The 19232-nt window shown below is 74.2% G+C and carries 15 protein-coding genes, 1 tRNA gene and 1 pseudogene; 9 read left to right on the top strand and 8 right to left on the bottom strand.

Annotated elements, in window-relative coordinates; genetic code table 11:
* Window positions 1-597: 597 nt before the first annotated feature.
* Window positions 598-1203: a histidine phosphatase family protein gene (locus ACWDR0_RS31370; protein ID WP_456355207.1), complete on the bottom strand. Its 606-nt coding sequence runs from the start codon at window positions 1201-1203 to the stop codon at window positions 598-600.
* Between the two features lie 219 nt (window positions 1204-1422).
* Here ACWDR0_RS31370 and ACWDR0_RS31375 point away from each other — a divergent pair, with 219 nt between their 5' ends.
* The 3 genes from ACWDR0_RS31375 (at window position 1423) to ACWDR0_RS31385 (ending at window position 6410) form a co-directional block, all read left to right on the top strand.
* Window positions 1423-2439 carry a phosphatase PAP2 family protein gene (locus ACWDR0_RS31375; RefSeq protein WP_456355208.1) on the top strand — a complete coding sequence of 339 codons (1017 nt, stop codon included), beginning with the start codon at window positions 1423-1425 and terminating at the stop codon, window positions 2437-2439.
* 1047 nt (window positions 2440-3486) lie between these two features.
* Window positions 3487-5073 carry a hypothetical protein gene (locus ACWDR0_RS31380; protein ID WP_456355209.1) on the top strand — a complete coding sequence of 529 codons (1587 nt, stop codon included), beginning with the start codon at window positions 3487-3489 and terminating at the stop codon, window positions 5071-5073.
* Window positions 5070-6410, top strand: a complete 1341-nt coding sequence (locus ACWDR0_RS31385) for an AAA domain-containing protein (RefSeq protein ID WP_456355210.1) — start codon at window positions 5070-5072, stop codon at window positions 6408-6410. Before ACWDR0_RS31380 ends, ACWDR0_RS31385 begins: the two co-directional genes overlap by 4 nt.
* 568 nt (window positions 6411-6978) lie before the next feature.
* On the opposite strand, the gene ACWDR0_RS31390 is transcribed toward ACWDR0_RS31385, so the two are convergent.
* Window positions 6979-8427 (bottom strand): tetratricopeptide repeat protein, encoded by a 1449-nt coding sequence (locus tag ACWDR0_RS31390; RefSeq protein WP_456355211.1) that lies wholly within the window; start codon window positions 8425-8427, stop codon window positions 6979-6981.
* Window positions 8428-8666: 239 nt separating this feature from the next.
* On the opposite strand from ACWDR0_RS31390, the gene ACWDR0_RS31395 reads away from it, so the two are divergent.
* Window positions 8667-9080 (top strand): hypothetical protein, encoded by a 414-nt coding sequence (locus ACWDR0_RS31395; protein ID WP_456355212.1) that lies wholly within the window; start codon window positions 8667-8669, stop codon window positions 9078-9080.
* 108 nt (window positions 9081-9188) lie between these two features.
* Window positions 9189-10061, top strand: coding sequence for a spermidine synthase (locus tag ACWDR0_RS31400; protein ID WP_456355213.1), 873 nt, complete (start codon window positions 9189-9191; stop codon window positions 10059-10061).
* A 262-nt stretch (window positions 10062-10323) separates the two neighbouring features.
* Here ACWDR0_RS31400 and ACWDR0_RS31405 read toward each other — a convergent pair whose 3' ends face one another.
* The gene (locus ACWDR0_RS31405) at window positions 10324-10929 is read right to left on the bottom strand and encodes a hypothetical protein (RefSeq protein ID WP_456355214.1); all 606 of its coding nucleotides are present in this window, start codon (window positions 10927-10929) and stop codon (window positions 10324-10326) included.
* Window positions 10930-11115: 186 nt separating this feature from the next.
* On the opposite strand from ACWDR0_RS31405, the gene ACWDR0_RS31410 reads away from it, so the two are divergent.
* Both ACWDR0_RS31410 and ACWDR0_RS31415 read left to right on the top strand, forming a co-directional pair.
* Window positions 11116-11838 carry a response regulator transcription factor gene (locus ACWDR0_RS31410; RefSeq protein WP_456355215.1) on the top strand — a complete coding sequence of 241 codons (723 nt, stop codon included), beginning with the start codon at window positions 11116-11118 and terminating at the stop codon, window positions 11836-11838.
* Window positions 11835-13259, top strand: coding sequence for a sensor histidine kinase (locus tag ACWDR0_RS31415; RefSeq protein ID WP_456355216.1), 1425 nt, complete (start codon window positions 11835-11837; stop codon window positions 13257-13259). The genes ACWDR0_RS31410 and ACWDR0_RS31415 overlap by 4 nt, the downstream gene beginning before the upstream one ends.
* A gap of 938 nt (window positions 13260-14197) precedes the next feature.
* Here ACWDR0_RS31415 and ACWDR0_RS31420 read toward each other — a convergent pair.
* From ACWDR0_RS31420 to ACWDR0_RS31435, 4 genes are all read right to left on the bottom strand, one after another.
* Window positions 14198-14270: transfer RNA gene (locus tag ACWDR0_RS31420), tRNA-His, on the bottom strand.
* Between the two features lie 130 nt (window positions 14271-14400).
* Window positions 14401-15003: an oligoribonuclease gene (orn, locus tag ACWDR0_RS31425; RefSeq protein WP_456355217.1), complete on the bottom strand. Its 603-nt coding sequence runs from the start codon at window positions 15001-15003 to the stop codon at window positions 14401-14403.
* 9 nt (window positions 15004-15012) lie between these two features.
* Window positions 15013-16194, bottom strand: coding sequence for a helix-turn-helix domain-containing protein (locus tag ACWDR0_RS31430; protein ID WP_456355218.1), 1182 nt, complete (start codon window positions 16192-16194; stop codon window positions 15013-15015).
* A 398-nt stretch (window positions 16195-16592) separates the two neighbouring features.
* On the bottom strand, window positions 16593-17015 hold the full coding sequence (locus tag ACWDR0_RS31435) for a hypothetical protein (RefSeq protein WP_456355219.1): 423 nt from the start codon (window positions 17013-17015) through the stop codon (window positions 16593-16595).
* A 510-nt stretch (window positions 17016-17525) separates the two neighbouring features.
* Between ACWDR0_RS31435 and ACWDR0_RS31440 the strand changes: the two genes are divergently transcribed.
* Window positions 17526-18047: a universal stress protein gene (locus tag ACWDR0_RS31440; RefSeq protein WP_456355220.1), complete on the top strand. Its 522-nt coding sequence runs from the start codon at window positions 17526-17528 to the stop codon at window positions 18045-18047.
* 426 nt (window positions 18048-18473) lie between these two features.
* A complete protein-coding gene (locus tag ACWDR0_RS31445) occupies window positions 18474-19040 on the top strand; it encodes a GPR1/FUN34/YaaH family transporter (RefSeq protein ID WP_456355221.1) in 567 nt (188 codons plus the stop codon).
* A 57-nt stretch (window positions 19041-19097) separates the two neighbouring features.
* Here ACWDR0_RS31445 and ACWDR0_RS31450 read toward each other — a convergent pair.
* Window positions 19098-19232: pseudogene (locus ACWDR0_RS31450) on the bottom strand (NAD-dependent epimerase/dehydratase family protein); the annotation flags it as partial.

Genomic DNA, 19232 nt, shown 5'->3' on the forward strand with positions numbered 1-19232 from the left:
TCGCCGACGGCGATGCACCGCCGCTGAAGCGCGTCCGGTCTTGTCGCCATCGGCTGCGGGGGCGACCCTGCACCCCACTCCCACGTGATCCCGACCTGAGCAGCACCGCAAAGCCCCTGGTGATGTCGCGCGTCACCGGGGGAGGACAAATCTTGGGGTCACCCACCCCCGGAGGGTGCGCCCCACTCGGGGTGCGGTCACGCTCCCGGGGATGTGTTCACCCCGAGTAGGGGCTTACCTGTCGGCGGCTTGGGGTTCGGGGCATCCATGCAACGGGTCCGTGGGGAGGGGGGTGCAGGGTCGCCCCCGCAGTGGGCTGCGACAAGCAAGGTTGCCCTCGGGGGCGGTGCATCGCAGGCCGCGAGGAGGTGAGCCCGGAGGCCGCCGACCTGCCCGAACCAGACAGGACCGGGTGACGACCCCACGGAGAGCGTGACTCGACCACCGTCGGAGCACCCGCACCAGGCAAGGGCCGCAGGCACCGGTACCCCAGGGGCGCGAGGAACTGCGCGACCAGCCACAGACGGCCCGCAGCCGGACACGCGGAGACAGCACCCACGGCGCACCGGGGCCCGAGGCCCGAGGCCGCACGGTTCCTCAGCGGGAGGCGACCAAGTGGGACGTGTCGTTCCAGACGTCCAGCGCCGGGGCGTCGTACGCCCAGCCCAGGACCGAGAGCGACGCCGGGGCCAGCGAGATGCGCGCCGCGAACTCCGGGTCCATGCCCAGCCAGCGCGCGCACAGCACCCGCAGGATGTGCCCGTGGGCGAAGAGGAGGACGTCGCGGTCGGCCTCGCGGACCCGGGCGACGACCTCGTCGGCCCGGTGCGCCACGTCGGAGAGCTTCTCGCCGCCCTCGACGCCGTCGCGCCAGATGACCCACCCCGGCTTCCCGTCCGCCCGGATCTCCGGAGTCGTACGGCCCTCGTAGTCGCCGTAGTCCCACTCCATCAGGGCGTCCCACGGCTCGGCGCGGTCGCCGAACCCGGCGAGTTCGCAGGTCCCGGCGGCGCGGGCGAGCGGGCTGGTCCACACCTCGGTGCCGGGGAGCCCCAGGAAGGGAGCGGTCCGCAGCCGCTCGCCGAGCAGGGTCGCGCCCCGCCGTCCCTCGTCGACGAGCGGGATGTCGGTGCGGCCGGTGTGCTTGCCGAGGAGCGACCATTCGGTCTGGCCGTGCCGGACGAGCAGAATGCGCGGTGCCATGGTGCAGAGCCCCCTGGATGATCAAAGCGGTGGTCCTCCATCATGCATGGTCGGGCCACCGATCAGGGGAGCGAGGCCGGACCGCCCGAGGCAACCTCGGGGGCGCCCGGAGCGTCCCTCCCTGAGCCGGTACCCGACGACCCGGCACCGCGTCGCAGACCGTACGGTTGACCGGTGGCCGGTCCGGCCGGCGCAGTACGCACGAGGGGGAACGAACGGATGACGCACACCACGGCCGCCACGGCTCACCACCGGCCGCGCTGGTGGACCGAGCTGGCTCTGCTGGCGCTGGTGTACGTCGCATACTCGGCGGGCCGCCTGCTGGCCCGCGGCGACGTGTCGACGGCCGTCGACAACGGCCTCGCGATACTCAGGGCGGAGCGGGCCGTCTCGCTGGACTTCGAGACCCCGCTGAACCGCCTCTTCACCGAGAACGCCGCCATCGGCGTCCCCGCGGACTTCGTCTACGCGTCGCTGCACTACCTGGTGACGCCCCTGATCCTGGTCTGGCTGTTCCGCCGCCGGCCGTTCCAGTACCGCGCCGCCCGGACCTGGCTGATGGTCTCCACCCTCCTCGGGCTCGTCGGCTTCACCCTGGTGCCGACCTGCCCGCCCCGGCTGCTGGACGCCGGGCACGGCTTCGTCGACACGATGGCCCAGTACAGCTCGTACGGCTGGTGGGGCGCGGAGGCCAGCGCGCCGCGCGGCATGGGCGGCTTCACCAACCAGTACGCGGCGATGCCGAGCCTGCACGTCGGCTGGGCCCTGTGGTGCGGGGTCATGCTGTGGCGCTTCGGCCGCACCCCGCTGATGCGGACGCTCGGCGTGGCGTACCCCCTGGTCACCGTGATCGTGGTGATGGGGACGGCCAACCACTACTTCCTGGACGCGGTCGCCGGCGCGGCCGTGATGGGCGCGGGCCTGCTGCTGGCGAAGCCCGCGATGCGGCTCGCGGACCGGGTCCGGTCCCGGATCACCGGCGGCGGGGCGGCGGCCCTTCCGGCCGTAGGGACCCCGGTTGTCGGTGGCGGATGCCACACTTCCACGGGTGAGCGCATCCCAGGGCAGCGGGCCTCCTCCGCCGCAGGCACCACAAGCACCGCAGGCACCGTCGGACGCCCCGCGGACACCGCGGGAATCCCCGCCGGCCCCGCGCCGGACGCCGCCCCGGGAGCCGTCGCGCACCACGGCCCCGCCGGGGGAGCCGACGACACCGCTCCGGCAGCGGCTCGCTGAGCTGAGGGGCGCCGGGACCCGCCCCAAGCCGCTGGACGCCCGGGCGCTGGCCGCCCTGGCGGCCAATCCCGGCTGTGAGCGCCGCGCCCTGCTCGACGGGGCGGGGGTCGACAAGGGCGCGCTGGCCGTCGCGCTGGGTTCGTCCGCGGTCTTCGGCCAGTCGCAGTTCGCCTTCATGCGGGGCAATGCCTTCGAGGCGAGGGTCGTTTCGGACGGCGGTGCCGAGCTGATGAGACTGCTGGGTGCCGAGGGGGAGGGGGCGTTCCGGCTCCCCGATCTGACCGCCGCGGGTCCGGAGGGCCGCACCGCGCGTACCGCGCTGGCGCTGCGCGAGGCGACCGCGGAGGGCGGCTGGAGCCTGCTGCGGCATCCGCTGCTGGCACTGGAGGTGGCCGGGTCCCCGGCCTATCTGGAGCCCGACGCGGTGGTGGTCGGCCCCGACGGCGGCTGGACGGTCGTCGAGATCAAGTCCTTCCCGATGATCGACGCCTCCGCCGACGCCGCGAAGGTGGGCGCCGCCGCCCGCCAGGCCGCGGTGTACGCGCTGGCGCTCGAGCACACCGCCCGCCTGGTGCCGGGCGCTCGGGTGGCGGACAGCGTGCTGCTGGTCTGCCCCAAGGACTTCTCCAATCTGCCGACGGGGTCGACGGTGGACATCCGCAAGCAGTTGTCCGTGACCCGCCGCCAGCTGGCCCGGCTGACCCGGGTCGAGGACCTCGCGGCGGCCCTGCCCGAAGGGACGACGTTCGCGCTCGACCGGCCGTCCGAGGAGCTGTCCGCCGCAGTGGCCTGTGTTCCGGCGGCGTACGCCCCCGACTGTCTGGCCGCCTGCGAGCTGGCCTTCCACTGCCGGGAGCGGGCCCGGGAGGCCGGGGCGGTGGAAGCCCTCGGCCGCTCGGTCCGCGGGGAGCTGGGCGGGCTGACGACGGTGGCCGGGGTGCTCGCCGCCGCCCGGGGCACCGAGGGCGATCCGGCGGATCCCGCGGTCGCCGCGCTCCGGCGCGCCGCGGCCCTGCGCGCGGAGGCTCTGGCGGCCGGAGGCGTCCGATGAGCCTGATCGCCACACTCGCCCGGCTGGAGGCGCTGGAGTGCGGGCGGGCCCGCCCGCTGGCGACCGTCCGGCACCGCAGGGTCTCCGACCGGCCGCTGGTGCTCGTACCGCTGACCACCGCCGGTGAGGCGGGCGCGCCGCTCGGCGCGCTCGTCGGCACCGACCGGGACGCGCCCCGGCTGCTGACCGTCGCCCAGCCCCGGGACCGCGAGCTGCGGTTCGCCTTCCTCGCCGAGCTGGCCGACGCGGTCCTGCCCCATCTGGATGCGTACGCGGACGACGTCGAACTCGTCGAACGCGCGGCCACCGACCCGGAGAGCGGCAAGCGCACCAAGGTCGAGGCCGAACTCTGCGCCGACGCGCCCCAGATCGTGGTGCCCGGCCGGGCCGCGGTGGACTTCGTCCGGCTGCTGGGCCGGTCGATGCGGTTCCGCCGGACCGCCGAACAGGATCCGGACGCGCCCTATCCCGCGCCGCCGCGGGTCCCCCTCCTCGGCCGCTGGTTCACGCATTACGGGGAGCGGGCCAGGGTCCCCGGCTCCTCCCTGCTCGTCGCCGCGACGGACCTGCTGAACCGGCACTGGGCCACCGGCCAGTCGTCGCTGGAGGACCAGCATCTGGGGGCGCTGCTGGCCTGGGTCGACCCGCCGGACGGGGAGCCGGGCGCGGCTGCGGCGCTCCGCGCCGAGCTGGGCCGGGACGCCCGGGGCCAGTTGCTCTGCCCGCCCGCCGGCCCGGCGACGGACCCGGCGTTCGACAACCGGCTGCTCGCCCCCGCGGTCGAGAGCTACGACCGGCTCCGGCTGCAACTGGCGGCCGCCGAGGACGGCGCCTACGCGGAGGGCTGGCTGGGCGAGCTGGCCGTCGCCGAGCGGGAGATCCGCCGGCTGCTGCTCTCCCAGACGGAGCCCACCTGGCATGCGGTGTGGCGCGCCCTCGACCTGGTGAGGGAGCTGCCGGAGGGGGCCAGGGTGACCGACCGGTGGACCCGGGACCGCTGGTCGTTCACGGCCCACCGGGACCGGGTACGGGCCGGGGAGCCCCCGCAGCCGCGCCGGGACGACGCGGTGACCGCGGCCCGCAAGCTCGCCACCCGGGAGACCGCGCAGGCCGAGCTGGACGCCCAGGAGGCGCTGGACGATCCGCTGGTGCTGGCGGGGCGGCGGCTGGCCGGGGAGGCGTTCACCGGTGAGGTCACCGAGGTGGTGATGGCCTGGTCGGAGTCGAAGCGGCCGTCGCCCCGGCCGCTGATCACCTTCCGTACGGACGACCGCCCCCATCTGGGCGAGCGGGTCAAGGTGTACCGCTCGCTGGACGGCCGCCCCCAGTCGGCCGAGCTGGCGCACCAGGAGGTCGACGGATCGCTGGTGCTGAGGCTGCTGGACCGGATGGGCCGGTCGAAGGACCCCGCGGAGGGTTCCGTTCCGGCCAAGGGCGACCGGATCGCCTGGACCCTGTTCGAACACGACCAGCGGGGCGGGCCGAAGCTGCCCGAGGCGGAGGAGACGCCGTGGACGCACGGCGGCCCGCCGTCCGCGTCCGCCGAGGACCCCGACCCCGTGACCCCGGAGGACCTGCTGTGACGACCGCTCCCGTCCGCGACCCCGGTGCCGAGGCCGCCCGCGCCACCGAGGCGATCCTGGCGGACACCCTCGGCGGCACGGAGCGCGGTGTCGTCGTCGACTCCCCGCCGGGCGCCGGGAAGTCGACGCTGGTGGTCCGTGCCGCCCGGGAACTGGCCGCCGCGGGCCGCCGGCTGATGGTGATCGCCCAGACCAACGCCCAGGTCGACGATCTGGTGCTGCGGATCGCCGAGAAGGATCCGGAACTGCCGGTCGGCCGGCTCCACAGCAGTGACCCCGACCCGTACGACAAGGCCCTGGACGATCTGCCGTCGGTCCGGAAGTCCTCGAAGGCGGCGGAGCTGGCCGGGCTGGACATCGTCATCTCCACGGCCGCGAAGTGGGGGCACGTCCAGGGCGTCGAACCCTGGCCGCACGCCATCGTCGACGAGGCGTACCAGATGCGCTCCGATGCCCTGCTGGCCGTCGCCGGGCTCTTCGAACGGGCCCTGTTCGTGGGGGACCCGGGCCAGCTCGACCCCTTCTCCATCGTCGGCGCCGACCAGTGGGCCGGGCTGTCGTACGACCCCTCGGCGAGCGCCGTCTCCACTCTGCTCTCGCACAACCCCGGACTGCCCCAGCACCGGCTGCCGGTGTCCTGGCGGCTGCCCGCGTCGGCCGCGCCGCTGGTGTCCGCCGCGTTCTATCCGTACACCCCGTTCCGCAGCGGTACGGGACCGGAGGACCGGCGGCTGAGCTTCGGCGTGCCCTCCGACGGTTCGGCGTACGACCGCGTCGTCGACGAGGCCGCGGAATCCGGCTGGGGGCTGCTGGAGCTGCCCGCGCGGCACACTCCGCGCACCGATCCGGAGGCGGTCCGGGCGGTGGCCCTGACGGTCCGCCGGGTGCTGGACCGGGGCGGCGCGGCGACCGCGACGGCCGGGGCGGAGCCGACCCCGGTCACCGCCGACCGGGTCGCCGTCGGCACGGCCCACCGCGACCAGGCGGCGGCGGTCCGCGCCGCGCTCGCGCGGCTGGGGATCCACGATGTCACCGTGGACACCGCCAACCGCCTCCAGGGCCGGGAGTTCGATGTCACGGTCGTCCTCCACCCCCTGTCGGGCCGCCCCGACGCCACGGCCTTCCATCTGGAGACGGGCCGCCTCTGCGTACTGGCCTCCCGTCACCGCCACGCCTGCATCGTGGTCTGCCGCGCGGGCGTCCCCGCCCTGCTGGACGCCCACCCGTCGACCGAACCGGTCCGCCTCGGCGTCACGGTGAAGTTCCCGGACGGCTGGGAGGCGAACCACGCGGTCCTGGCCCATCTGGCGGAACACCGGGTGGCCCTGCGCCCGTAGGGGCGACCGCCCTGGCCGGGGGGCGGCCCGGCACACCGGCGGGGACCGCCGCCCCGGAGGGCCGCCGCGTCCGGCGGGAGGCCGGGGTGGTGCCGTGTGGCGGCGCGGCGGACGGTTCGCGGTGCGGCGGTGCGCCGGTGCGTCCGGCGGAACACCACGTGGGTGCCGGTCCGCCGTGCGCGTGCACGGGACGCGGTCCCGCCGCGCCGGACGCCGGGCCGGGGCGGCACCCAGCCGGGTGCCGTCGGGTGTCCGCTGCCCCGGCTACGGGTCCGGCACACCGCCGGTGGCCGCCACCCGTCTCTCCGCGGGTGGCGCCCTGCTGCCGCCGCCCCCGTGCGCGGGACGCGGCCCCGCCGCGCCGGATACCCGGTCGGGGCAGCACACAGCCGTGACGCCCGGTATCCGCTGCCCCGGCTACGGGTCCGGTCTTGGACCGGTAGCAGAGGCCGCGCCCCTCCCGCCGCCGGAGGCGACCCGCGCGGGTGCCGTGCGGACCGTACCGGGACCGAGGCGGCCCCGGTGACGCGGCGGCGGCCGCCGCCCGGCCCGTACGGGGCAGGGGCGGTCAGACCCGGAGTGCCTGCTCGTCGCGGAAGGTCAGGAAGGCCGCCACGCCCTCCTCCGCCCGGTGCGGGGCCAGCAGGGCCGCGGTGGTGTTGATCATGGACTGGATACGGGAGGACTGGACGCCGTCCAGCAGGCTCAGCGCTTCCCGGCCCGCGGCGGCCGCCTCGTCGTAGGCGCCGCCGCGGGCCAGGGAGACGGCCAGTTCGGCGCGGTAGAGCGCCAGATTGCGGGTGAAGCGGTGGTCCTGGAGGTCGGCGGCCCGGCGGGCGTGGTGGACCGCGCGGGTCCAGTCGCCCAGCCGGGCCCAGCACTGGGCCTGGAGGAACTCCAGCTCGGGCTCGCCGAAGAAGGACATCCACTCCGGGTCGGCGTCCGAAGCGCCCCGGGCGAACTGGGTGTGCGCCCGCCCCAGGGAGGCCTCGCAGCCCGCCCGGTCGCCGAGCCCCGACCAGCCCCCCGCCTCGCGCAGGGCGAGCAGCGAGAGCAGCCGGGGGGAGCCGAGGTCACGGGCGGCCCGGCCGCCCGCCTGGGCCGAGCGGACGGCCTCCCGGTGCCGCCCCGCGTCGCGGGCCAGGAAGGAGGCGTTGGAGAAGGCGTGTGCCTCCAGGCCGGGATCCCCGGCCATCCGCGCCGTGGCCAGCGCCTCCGCGTAGTGCGAGCGGGCGTCGTCCGCCCGGCCGGAGTCATGGGCCAGCCAGCCGACGGAGATCGCCAGCTCACCGGCGCCCGCGTGCAGCCGGTCGGAGGTCTCCCGGTGCGCGGTGACCCCGGAGTCCAGCAGGGCGTAGGCGGCCTGCAGCGGCTGTGCCGCGCGCTGGTAGAGGCCGTCGGCCCCGTACCGGTCGTCCAGCAGCCGGATCCGCCGTACGGCGTCCTCGACGGCCCCGACCTCCGTCTCCCCGATCCGGCGCCGTGCCGGTACGGTGCCCTGTTCCGGCAGGGCGCCGATCACGGCCCCGAGCACCGGGCCGAAGGACGCGGTCGCCACCGTGGCTGAGCCGCCCGTCATGAATGCGCGACGCAACACGTCGCTCTCCTCGTCGTTCTTGCCGTCATCGTCCGTGGTGCCGCCGGTCCCGGGACCCGCGGTGTGGCCGGCCTCCTCCGGCGGCCGTTCCCGGACGGAGGTCCGTGCGGTGCCGCCGGTGGCCCGGCTCCGGCCGCCGCCCCGTACCCGGTCCCGGTCCTGGAAGCCCAGGTCCGTCAGGCCGAGCCCGGGGAACATATGCCGGAAGACCCGCTCGTACGCGTAGTTGGGGCAGCGGATCTCGCCCGCCTCCACCCGCCCGATGTACCGGGCGTCGCACGAGACCTGCTCGCCGATTTCGCGGGCGGCCTTCCGTACGGCCGCCGCGAACTCCCCGGGGGAGCGGTGGCCGCGCAGCCTCCGGAAGACGAGATTGGGGACCGGTGATGCCTGCCGTGATGTCCGTGACGACGACGCCATGGCCGAGCCCTCTCTTGGTGCACCGTTGTTCCCGGCGAGCCGAACGTACCGGCTGCGGAGGGCCGTTCACCTGGACTTTGGCTACAAAAGGGATAACTCCCCCCGGATCTGCCATGAACTGCCATCCTTTGCGGCGGAGTGTTGCCGTAGCCCTTGACGCCCTGGGGCGTTGAACTTCTTGGAGGCGCAGTCCGTGCCTCGTGGTGTACGAGGAGGGGATCCCCTTGTTGGAGGCCGGCATGGAGAGCAGCGTCGGCGGGGCCCGCGGGGCCGTGGACGCCGAGCAGGGCGGCGGCCCGGGTGCCGTACCCGGCGGCGGACCCGGCGGCCCGGGCGGGGAGCCGTGCGATCTGGTGACCGTCCCCACCCGGCAGGGTCTTGAGGCCGTGGACATCCTGCGGCGTACGGCCGCGCCCGCGGTCGGCCCGGTACTGCACGACGGCGCCTGCGACACCCTCGGGTTCCTGGTGCCGCCGGGCACCGCGGACGGCTGGGACGTGCCCGGCAGCGCGTGTACGGAGACCCCGCGGCCCGGCAGCGGCGGCTGGCTGCTGCCGCCGGAGGGTGCCGAGCGGGTCACCGACCCGGAGGTGCTGCGGGAGGCGCTCGGCGAGGCGGCCCGGCTGATCGAGGTCGTGGACCGCTGCACCTGACCGGGCCGGCACGGCCCCGCCCGTCCGAGCGGATCCCGCCCCTCGCACCCCGCCCGGAGGAAACGCTTCTTCGGTGGAGGGGCCCGGGCGGGGAACGATAATGAGGGCATGGCGAAGAGCAGACGACGGCGCGGCGGCGGGTCCGGGACCGAGGAGGCCCTCACCGCCGCGGTCGGCGGCGGCGAGGCCGAACTGGTACCCGACCCGGAGCGCCCGCGGGCCTGGACGCTGCTGGTCGACGGGGCGCCCCAGTCCCATGTGGACCTGGACGACCCGGAGCGGCTCTCCTTCGCCTACCAGCGGCGGCTCGGCCATGTCGCCGACCTCGCCGCACCCCCCGGACGGCCGGTGCACGCCCTGCACCTGGGCGGCGGGGCCTTCACCCTGGCCCGCTACATCGCGGCCACCCGGCCCCGCTCCACCCAGCAGATCGCCGAGCTGGACGGTGCCCTGGTGGAGTTCGTCCGGGCCCGGCTGCCGCTCGACTCCCGGGCCCGGATCCGGGTCCGGACCGCGGATGCCCGGGCCGCGCTGGAGCGGATCCCGGACGCCTGGGCGGATCTGGTGATCGCGGACGTCTTCGGCGGGGCCCGTACCCCGGCCCATCTGACGAGTACGGAGTTCCTCACGGAGATCCGCCGGGTTCTGAAGCCAGCCGGCTGGTACGCGGCGAACATCACCGACGGCGGCCCGCTGACGCATCTCCGCGGCCAGGTCGCCACGGCGGCCGCGGTCTTTCCCGAACTCGCCCTCGCCGCCGATCCGGCCGTACTGCGCGGCCGCCGTTTCGGCAACGCGGTCCTGGTGGGGGCGGCCGGGGAGCTGCCCGTCGCCGAACTGACCCGGCGGATCGCGAGCGACCCCCATCCCGGCCGGGTGGAACACGGCCGTACGCTGGCCGGCTTCACGGGCGGCGCCCCGGCGGTCACCGACGCGACGGCCCGCCCGTCCCCGGCCCCGCCGCCGGGCGCCTTCGACTGACGCCCCGCCGCACACCTGCTCGCGGGTCGGGGGACCCTGTTGTGCGCGGCCCCGTTCACGAGGTCGCCGCACACCTGCCCGCGCGGGCCGGGGGAGAGCGCAACGGCCCTGCCGCCGGTCGCCGCCGGGAACGGGCACGGCGTGCCCGGTCTCCGGCCCGCCCCGACGTTCAGCGGAAGGGCCGGTGCACCCGGGGCTCCGGTATCCGGCCGCCGGGCGGCGGGAAGGGCCCGCGGGCCCGGGGACCTCGGCGGTAACCGGCCTACGGCGCTTCGCGCTCGTCGAAGTCGAAGCGCGGCGGATGGCCGTTCCAGATGCAGAACACCGAGATCTCCCGGGTATCGCTGGTGAAGACCACCCGGATATAGGTCGGGTCCTTGTAGACGTCCATCTTCCAGCCCTTGTTCGGGGTGGCGGACAGCAGCTCCGCGGAGGCCGGGCCCACATCGAACAGCGCCTGACCGCCGTCGACCGTCTGGCCCTTCACCGTGCCCTTGGGCTTGGTGCTCACCGGGGTGCCGACCGGACTGCTGGCGGGAGGGCTCGCGCCGCCGCCGCTGCCGGGCGTGCCACCGGCCGGGGCCTGCGGCGAACTGCCGCCGGTACCGCCGCCACTGGCGCCGGACCCGCCGGACGATCCCTCCGTGACCCGGGACCCGGGGGTGTCCGAGGTCTTCGACGGCCGGGTCTCCGGCTCCGGCGGCGGCCGGTGCGTGGTGGAGACCTGGGGCTTCGCCTGGGTGGTCGGGTCCTCTCCGGCGTTGATCGGCACGGCGATCGGCCGGTCGTAGGCGGTTCCCGACATCACCGTATGGACGCCCCACCACGTCAGCGTCACCGCTGCCCCGGTGGACAGCGTCCACGCCATGGCATGTACAAGTCCTCTACGCATCGTGGCCATACTGCACCACGTACCCCTTCCCTGTCCCCAAGAGGATCGGGCTGCTCCGGATCACCGTCCCGTGGCCGGCTGCCGGTTGCCGTCCCGTCCGAGGTGTGAACGGGAAGGTCCGGAACAGGACCGGGATCGCCCGGATGGCGTACGGTGCCGCTCATGGCACGTGTGCTCGTGGTCGAGGACGACCAGTTCGTACGCTCCGCCCTCATCCGGCATCTGACCGAGGCATCCCATATCGTCCGGAGTGTCGGTACCGCCCTGGAGGCATTGCGCGAGGTTGCTCATTTCCGGTTCGACGTGGTCATTCTCGATCTCGGCCTGCCCGATCTCGACGGGTCCGAGGCCCTGAAGATGCTGCGCGGTATCACCGACGTACCGGTGATCATCGCGACTGCCCGCGACGACGAGAGCGAAATCGTCCGGCTCCTCAACGACGGTGCCGACGACTACCTCACGAAGCCCTTCTCCGTCGAGCATCTCTCCGCCAGGATGGCGGCGGTGCTGCGGCGATCCCGGAGCACCACGGGCGAGGCGCCGCCGTCACGGGTGATCCAGGTCGGCGGACTCTCCATCGACCCCCTGCGCCGACAGGCCGAACTCGACGGCTCCCCCCTCGATCTGACCCGCCGTGAGTTCGACCTGCTGACCTTCCTCGCCGGCCGCCCCGGCGTGGTGGTGCCCCGCAAGGAACTGCTCGCCGAGGTCTGGCAGCAGAGCTACGGCGACGACCAGACCATCGACGTCCATCTGAGCTGGCTGCGGCGGAAACTCGGCGAGACCGCCGCCCGGCCGCGCTATCTGCACACCCTCCGCGGAGTCGGAGTGAAGCTCGAACCCCCCACTGGACACCCGGAACACCAACGAGGTCATCAGAGATGAGATGGGCGCTGGTCAAGGTCGCACTGGCCGTCACCGTGATGGTTGTGGTGGCCTTCGCCGTACCACTGGGGCTCGTGATCAAGGAGATGGCGCGGGACAGGGCGCTCACCAACGCCGAACGCCACACCGCCGGTGTCCTCACGACCCTGTCCATGACCACCGAACGCGTCCCGCTGGAGGTCGCGGTCCAGAACAGCCCGGCGGGCATGGCCGGCCGGATGTCCGTCCATGTCCCGGCCGACCCCGACGCCGGACAGCCCCAGGCCGTCGACATCGGTACCCCCCGCGCCGGGCGGGCCGACCACGCCCTCGTCCAGCGGCTGACCCGGGCCTCCACCACCAAGGTGACCGGCGGCACCGCGCTGCTCCAGCCCATCCATCTGCGGAACGACAAGGTCGCCGTGGTCGAGGTGTACGTCCCGGACTCCGAGACCCGCCGGGGGGTGACCACCGCCTGGCTGATGCTCGCCGGAGTCGGCGTGGCCCTGGTCCTGGGCTCGGTCGCGGTGGCCGACCGGCTCGGGGTACGGATGGTCCGCTCCGCCCAGCGGCTGGCCGGGGCCGCCCATGAGCTGGGGGAGGGCCAGCTCGGCGTCCGGGTGCCCGAGGAGGGCCCGAAGGAGCTGCGCTCGGCCGCCGTCGCCTTCAATGCCATGGCCGATCAGGTCGTCCAGCTCCTGGCCAATGAGCGGGAGCTGGCCGCCGACCTCTCCCACCGGCTCCGTACCCCGCTGACCGTGCTCCGGCTGAACGCCGCTTCGCTCGGCGACGGACTCGCCGCCGAGCAGACCCGAGCCGCGGTCGAGCAGCTGGAGCGGGAGGTCGACATCATCATCCGCACCGCCCGCGAGGCCAAGCCGCAGACCACGGCGGCCGGACCGGGCGGCGGCTGCGATGCCGCCGAGGTGGTCCGGGAGCGGATGGACTTCTGGTCGGCCCTGGCGGAGGACGAGGGCCGCCGGGTACGGGTCGCGGGCGTCGAACGGCCGGTGCGGATCCCGGTCGGCCGCCCCGAGCTGGCCGCCGCGCTCGACGCCCTGCTGGGCAATGTCTTCCGCCACACCCCCGAGGGCACCGCCTTCTCGGTCGACGTCCACAACGGCGAGGACGCGGTGATCGTGCTGGTCTCCGACGCGGGGCCCGGGATCGCCGACCCGGCCGCCGCGCTGGCCCGCGGCAACAGCGGCGGCCGCGACGGCTCCACCGGGCTGGGCCTCGACATCGTTCGCCGGGTCGCCGAGTCGACCGGCGGCGACGTACGGATCGGCAGCTCGGTCCTCGGCGGCACCGAGGTGCGGATCTGGATCGGTCTCGACACCCGGGCCGCCGATCCCGAAGAGCGCCGCCGGAGTGGTCACCGGGTCCCGGACCGGCGCCGTACCCTGATCTCGGCGGGCCGCCGCGGCCGCGCCGAGCACTGACCGTCCGGACGGTCCGCCACCGTCCCCGGACGCACCGGCCGGCCGCCGCCGGCCCGGGCTCCGCACCATCCGGCGGCCGTATCGCCCGCCGCTCCGCCGGGCCCGGCCGGACCGCCGGCGGCCCGCCCCGCAGCCCGTCCGGAACCCCTCTGGGTTAACAGGTTCCGATGCTGCCCTTAACGGCGCCCTAAGAACTCCGGCCTCCGCCCGGAATGCCCGCTCCGTTTCTTCACGGCCCGGTAACGTGCTGTGCACCCCCCTCGGGGGCACTCGACGAACCATCCGCACCACACCCCCCACCGCGCGTCCCGGTCGGTTCCCCATCCCCCCACACTCCGGCCGGGGCGCGCGTCTCCGTTTCCGGCTGCGGGGGCGCCGGAACGGCCCGTGCGGTCTCCGCCCCACCCGCCCACCACATCCGGTGGGGCGGGGGCCGCGTCCCGGGTGCCGTCACGGCTCCCGCCGGCTCCAGGGGGAGCACCGCCCCGGCCGCCAGGGCCAGCAGCGCCGTCGTCGCCACCGAGCGGCAGACCGGCCCCGGGCCGTCCCAGAAGGCCGCCATCCCCCGTACCTCCGTACCTCGCCGACCCCGGCCCGTGCGGCAGCGGTCCCGTGTCCATGCTCCGCCTCCGGGCCCGCCGGGAACATCCGGCCCGCCGGAGCCCCGGTACGGGGGCAGCCCCCCTTGCCGCCCCGGAGAAGCCCGGCCGCGGCGCTCCGGAAGCCGCCTGAGGGCGCCGGGGGAAGGGAAGGGACCGGGAAGGAGGGGACGGCGGGGAAGAAGGGGGAGGCGGGGAAGAAGGGGGAGGCCGGAAAAACGTGACGACCGTGCAGACCGGCCGGGCGGTGCGGGAGCCGGTGCGGGCGCACGGCGGCCCCGCGGTGCCGGGGCGGCACAACGAGAAGGGCCCCGGTCCGAAGACCGGGGCCCTTGTCAGGGTGAGTGACGGGACTTGAACCCGCGACATCCTGGACCACAACCAGGTGCTCTGCCAGCTGAGCTACACCCACCATGACCGGTCGTTTTTCCGACCGGCCGAGAAAAAGTGTACAGGGTTCCGGAGGGTGCTCGTACCAGGGTTTTCCCGACCCCTGTCCGACTCCGTGCGAACCCCGTCCGAACGGCTGTGCCGGGGGCCTCTCAGCCCGTCGGCACCACGTGCTTCGCGGCGATCGCCCTGGCGGTGTCGGAGTCCGGGCCGGGCTGCGGTACGAAGACCGCCTCGCGGTAGTACCGCAGCTCGGCGATGGACTCGCGGATGTCCGCCAGCGCCCGGTGGTTGCCGTTCTTCTCGGGACTGTTGAAGTACGCCCTCGGGTACCAGCGCCGGGCCAGCTCCTTCACCGAGGAGACGTCCACGATCCGGTAGTGGAGGTACTGCTCCAGCGCGGACATGTCCCGGGCCAGGAAGCCCCGGTCCGTGCCCACCGAGTTCCCGCAGAGCGGTGCCTTGCGGGGTTCCTTCACATGCTCGCGGACGTACGCCAGCACCTGGGCCTCGGCATCGGCGAGGGTGGTGCCCCCGGCGAGCTCGTCGAGGAGGCCCGAGGCGGTGTGCATCTGGCGCACCACCTCGGGCATCGACTCCAGCGCCGCGTCCGGCGGGCGGATCACGATGTCCACCCCTTCACCGAGCACGTTCAGTTCCGAGTCGGTGACCAGCGCGGCCACCTCAATGAGTGCGTCGTCGGACAGCGAGAGCCCGGTCATCTCGCAGTCGATCCACACCATGCGATCGTTCATGCGTCCACTTTATGGCGCACTCCGCTGGCCGGGCAGACTCGGGCGCCCCGGGCCCGCCGCATAGGCGCCGTGCGGCGGCTTCCCCAGCTCCGGCGGCAGCCCCGGAGGACCACCCGGGGCCCGCCTGGCCTGCGACGGAACAATGGACTCGACCATCGAAGGCGGAGCCGGCTCGCCCTGGGGGCGCCGGACCCGGTAGGCCGCCCGGTAGGCGGCCGGCGAGGAACCGAGCTGCCGCCGGAAGTGGCCCCGGAGGGCCACCGGTGACCGGAAGCCGCAGCGGCCCGCGACCTCGTCCACCGAGTAGTCCGAGGTTTCCAGCAGCCGCTGGGCCTGGAGCACCCGCTGGGTGATCAGCCACTGGAGCGGCGCGCTGCCGGTCAGGGAACGGAATCGCCGGTCGAACGTGCGTCGGCTCATGTACGCCCGGGCCGCGAGAGTCTCCACGTCGAACTGTTCGTGAAGGTGCTCCAGCGCCCACGAGACGACCTCGGCCAGCGGGTCCGACCCGATTTCCTCTGGTAAAGACCTGTCCAGATAGCGCTCCTGCCCGCCGCTGCGCCGTGGCGGGACGACCAGCCTGCGGGCGAGCGCCCCGGCGGCCTCCGTACCGTGATCAGTACGCACGATGTGCAAACACAGATCGATTCCGGCAGCCGTTCCGGCCGAAGTGAGCACATCGCCGTCGTCGACGAAGAGCTCCCGCGGATCGACATGGACGGACGGGTACCGCTTGGCCAGCGTCGGCGCGTACATCCAGTGCGTCGTGGCCGGGCGGCCGTCCAGCAGACCGGCCGCGGCGAGCACGAATGCCCCCGTGCACAGTCCGACGATCCGGGCGCCTTCCTCATGGGCCCGGCGCAGTGCGTCGAGCGCCTCGGGCGGTGGCGGCGAGGTGATGGATCGCCATGCCGGGACGACGACGGTGCCCGCCCGGCTGATCGCTTCCAGACCGTACGGCGCGGTGAGTTCGAGGCCGCCGGTGGTCCGCAGCGGTCCCTCCTCGCCTGCGCAGACGAGCAGTCGGTAGCGGGGTACTCCGGCGTCCTGGCGGTCGATACCGAACACCGAGAGCGGTATGGAACTCTCGAAGATGGGGCCGCCGCTGAACAGCAGTACCGCGACGACTTCCCGGCGCCGGCGCCCCGAGAGCTTTCGTGCTGCCTCCGGTGCGGCGGAGTCCTGACTCATGACGCTAAGCCCCCCTCGGTATTCGCGTCTCCCCGTTCTTTGCGGGCCGTTCGCTCCTGCACTTTTCCCCTTGGTTGTGCGCGAGTACCGGAGCCTTCGATACTCATGATCGAATCTACTGGGTCCCGTGGTGCCGACGAGACAAGTTCGGCATGCCCCGCTATGTCGGTCCGGCAAGTTGGCGCGAAGCATTCGATCACGAAGCGTTCCATCTGCAAGGCCGGTAGGGAAGTGCGCCTCTCGTGCATGGCCCGTCCCCATAGGGTGCCACCGTCGGCGAAGACCCTTTCCGGCCTGCTGACAAGGGGGTTGGCAGGCCATTTCGCCAAGGGATGCGCGATGGCCCGAACTTGGCTGAAACTATACGGGTCCAGGTGTGCGAACGGGCCGGATCCCGCTCACTCCCCCGGGGGAAACCCGCCGCCGTGACGGCCCCGGGCCCGGGTCTCCGGGGCGGCCCGCGGCCGGGGCCCGGCCGCCTGCTCCGCGAGGGCCCGCGCGGCGTTGCGCTCGGAATGCCGGAGCAGTACGCGACAGGCCGCGGTCACCGCCGCGAGGCCCAGCGCGGCCGCCGCGGCACCCCCGACGGACGCCCCGTAGACGACCAGTACGACGGGGACGAGCAGACAGCTGAAGGCGGCCCAGCGGACGACGTCACCGGCCGGATCCCCGCCGCCGTCGGCCGGACGGGCGGCACCGCCCGGCGCGGGGCGGCCGGGGTCGCCGGGTGCCGGGGGAGCGGGGCGGAAGGAGGGGTCTGCCGTGGGGGCGGAGTGCTCGGACGAAGCGGCCGGCGGGTCGGCGGACGGATGCGTCGGCACGGAAAGTCTCCTCCGGACTGCGGTCACGGCTGCGGGGGTCCGAGGGGCCAACGAGGACCGTTGCCTTCCGGTCACTGCGGCGGACACCGTCTCGACCGCATGGACCGCACCCGAACGGAAGACCCGCGCGGGTCCGGCGCCTCCCCCGTGACCTGCCGTACGGCGGTTTCCGGACCGCTCCGGCCGGTCGAACGGCCCCCGGCGGCCGCGTACCGGCCCGGCACCCTCCGGCGGCTCCGGGCACCTGCCCGGGGGGCCGGAACGGGTACGGGCCGCGTACGGCCGCCGGTCCGCTGTAGGCACCACATGGCATTGCCAACGAGGACGCCCTCGGGCATGCTCCCTGGAACGCCCGGTTGGGGCGGCGGCCTCTGGGCAGGAGAGGAGTGTCGCCGTACCCTTACGGGTATGGGCCAGGGAAGATGATTCCCGGACACAGCACCGCTCAGCCTGTTCTGTTGTTCCCCCCTTCCGCTGATCCCACAGAGGACTTTCTTCGCCGAGACACCCATGGCCGGTCATGAGATCAACGAACCCGCGGACCGCAAGCAGGTAGCCGACTCCGTGTCGGATCTGCAAGCGGCGGAAGAGGCGCGCCCTTCCTGCGATCCGGCGTTCCGCCACGGCGTCGTCGTCGGCTTCGACGGCTCGACCTCCAGTGAGCGGGCGCTCGCCTATGCGATCGGCATGGCCCGGCGCTCCGGTTCGGGCCTGATCATCGTGCATGTGGCCAACAGGCTGCCGACCACCGTCTGGGCCGGCTGCGAGCCCCCCGTCTTCGTCGACGTCCCCGACCACCGCACCGAGGTGCTCGGTCTGGAGCTGGCCTGCGCCGACTATCTCTCCGAGGTCCCCTGGATCCTGGTGGAGCGGGGCGGCGACATCTGCCACGAGCTGGAGGAGGTCGGCCGGGAGTACTCGGCCGACGCCATCGTCGTCGGGTCGACGCACGGGATCGTGGGACGCATCTTCGGCTCGGTCGCGGGCCGGCTGGCCCGGCGGGCGCAGCGGCCCGTGGTGGTCATCCCCTGACGCCCGGCCCCGCGGAGCCCTGCCGGTGCCGGGCCCGCGGCCGCGGCCCCTTCTCCCGGCCCGCCGGCGTGCGCCGTCCCGGGAGGGAAGCGGCCGGGACCTCCGTGAGGTACGGGACCGGTGGTGTGCCGGAGCCCGACTGCCGCGCCCTTCAAGGGACTTGACGGAAATCCATGGCCGTCGCGAGGTGCTTTGTGCGCTCGTGAAGGGTACATAACGGCCAGCCGGGCCGGATGTGTTCGCCGGTATCCGGCCTCCGTCCCCTCGTCCCTTCGCCCCGGCGCACCACCCGGCGCGTCCGGGCGTGCCGCCCCGGGCCCGCTATCCGGGCCCGGCGTACCGGCACAGGGGCGTACCGGCACAGGAAAGGCGCGTACGCACTCCGCCCCGAAAACCACAACTGCACAGACAGGAAGGGAGCCCGCCGTGGACAACGACGTCTCCGCGGGAAGCGCCACCACTTCGACCCTCGGCCATCTCGCCCTCGGACTGACCCTGCTGGCCTTCGGCATCGGCACCACGGGCGTCGTCGACAACGTCGCCGCCGACGATGCCTCCGCCCTCGCCACCTGGGTGGGGGGTGTCGCCCTGTTCGTCGCCGGACTGCTGGCGTTCCGTGAGGGCGACACGGGCTCCGGGACCGCGTTCGGCGCGCTCGGAGCCTTCTGGTTCACCTGGGGAATGGCGGTCGGCGAGGTCGGTTCGGCCGAGGCGGCCGGGCTGTTCGCGCTGCTCTGGGCGCTGCTCGCACTGAGTCTGACCGCCGGGGCCGCCCGCGGCTCCTTCGTCCAGGGCCAGTACGGACTGCTCACGATCGGCCTGGCGCTCGTCGGTATCGGCACCCTCGCCGAGAGCGGCGGGGTGGTCAAGGCGGGCGGCTGGGTCGCCGTGGCCGCGGGCCTGGCGGCCTGGTACGGCGCGACGGCCGCGCTCGCCAAGTGGCCCACCTTCTCCGGGCGTCCCGCCGGCCGCGGAGTGACGGCCGCCGGCTGAGCGGGAGCCGGCCGGGCGGCGCGCCCGTACCGGCCGGCGCCTTCCCCCGCGTGACCGGTGGCGACGCGCGGGGGAACGGCTGTGCACGGGAAGCGGGCCCGGAGCCGAAGCCGCCTCCAGAGCAATGGCGTTGGCCGCAGCCACGTCCCGCACATGGACGAAGTCCCGTAGCTGCCCCCCGTCCTCGAACAC

Source organism: Streptomyces sp. NPDC003691 (assembly GCF_053981115.1).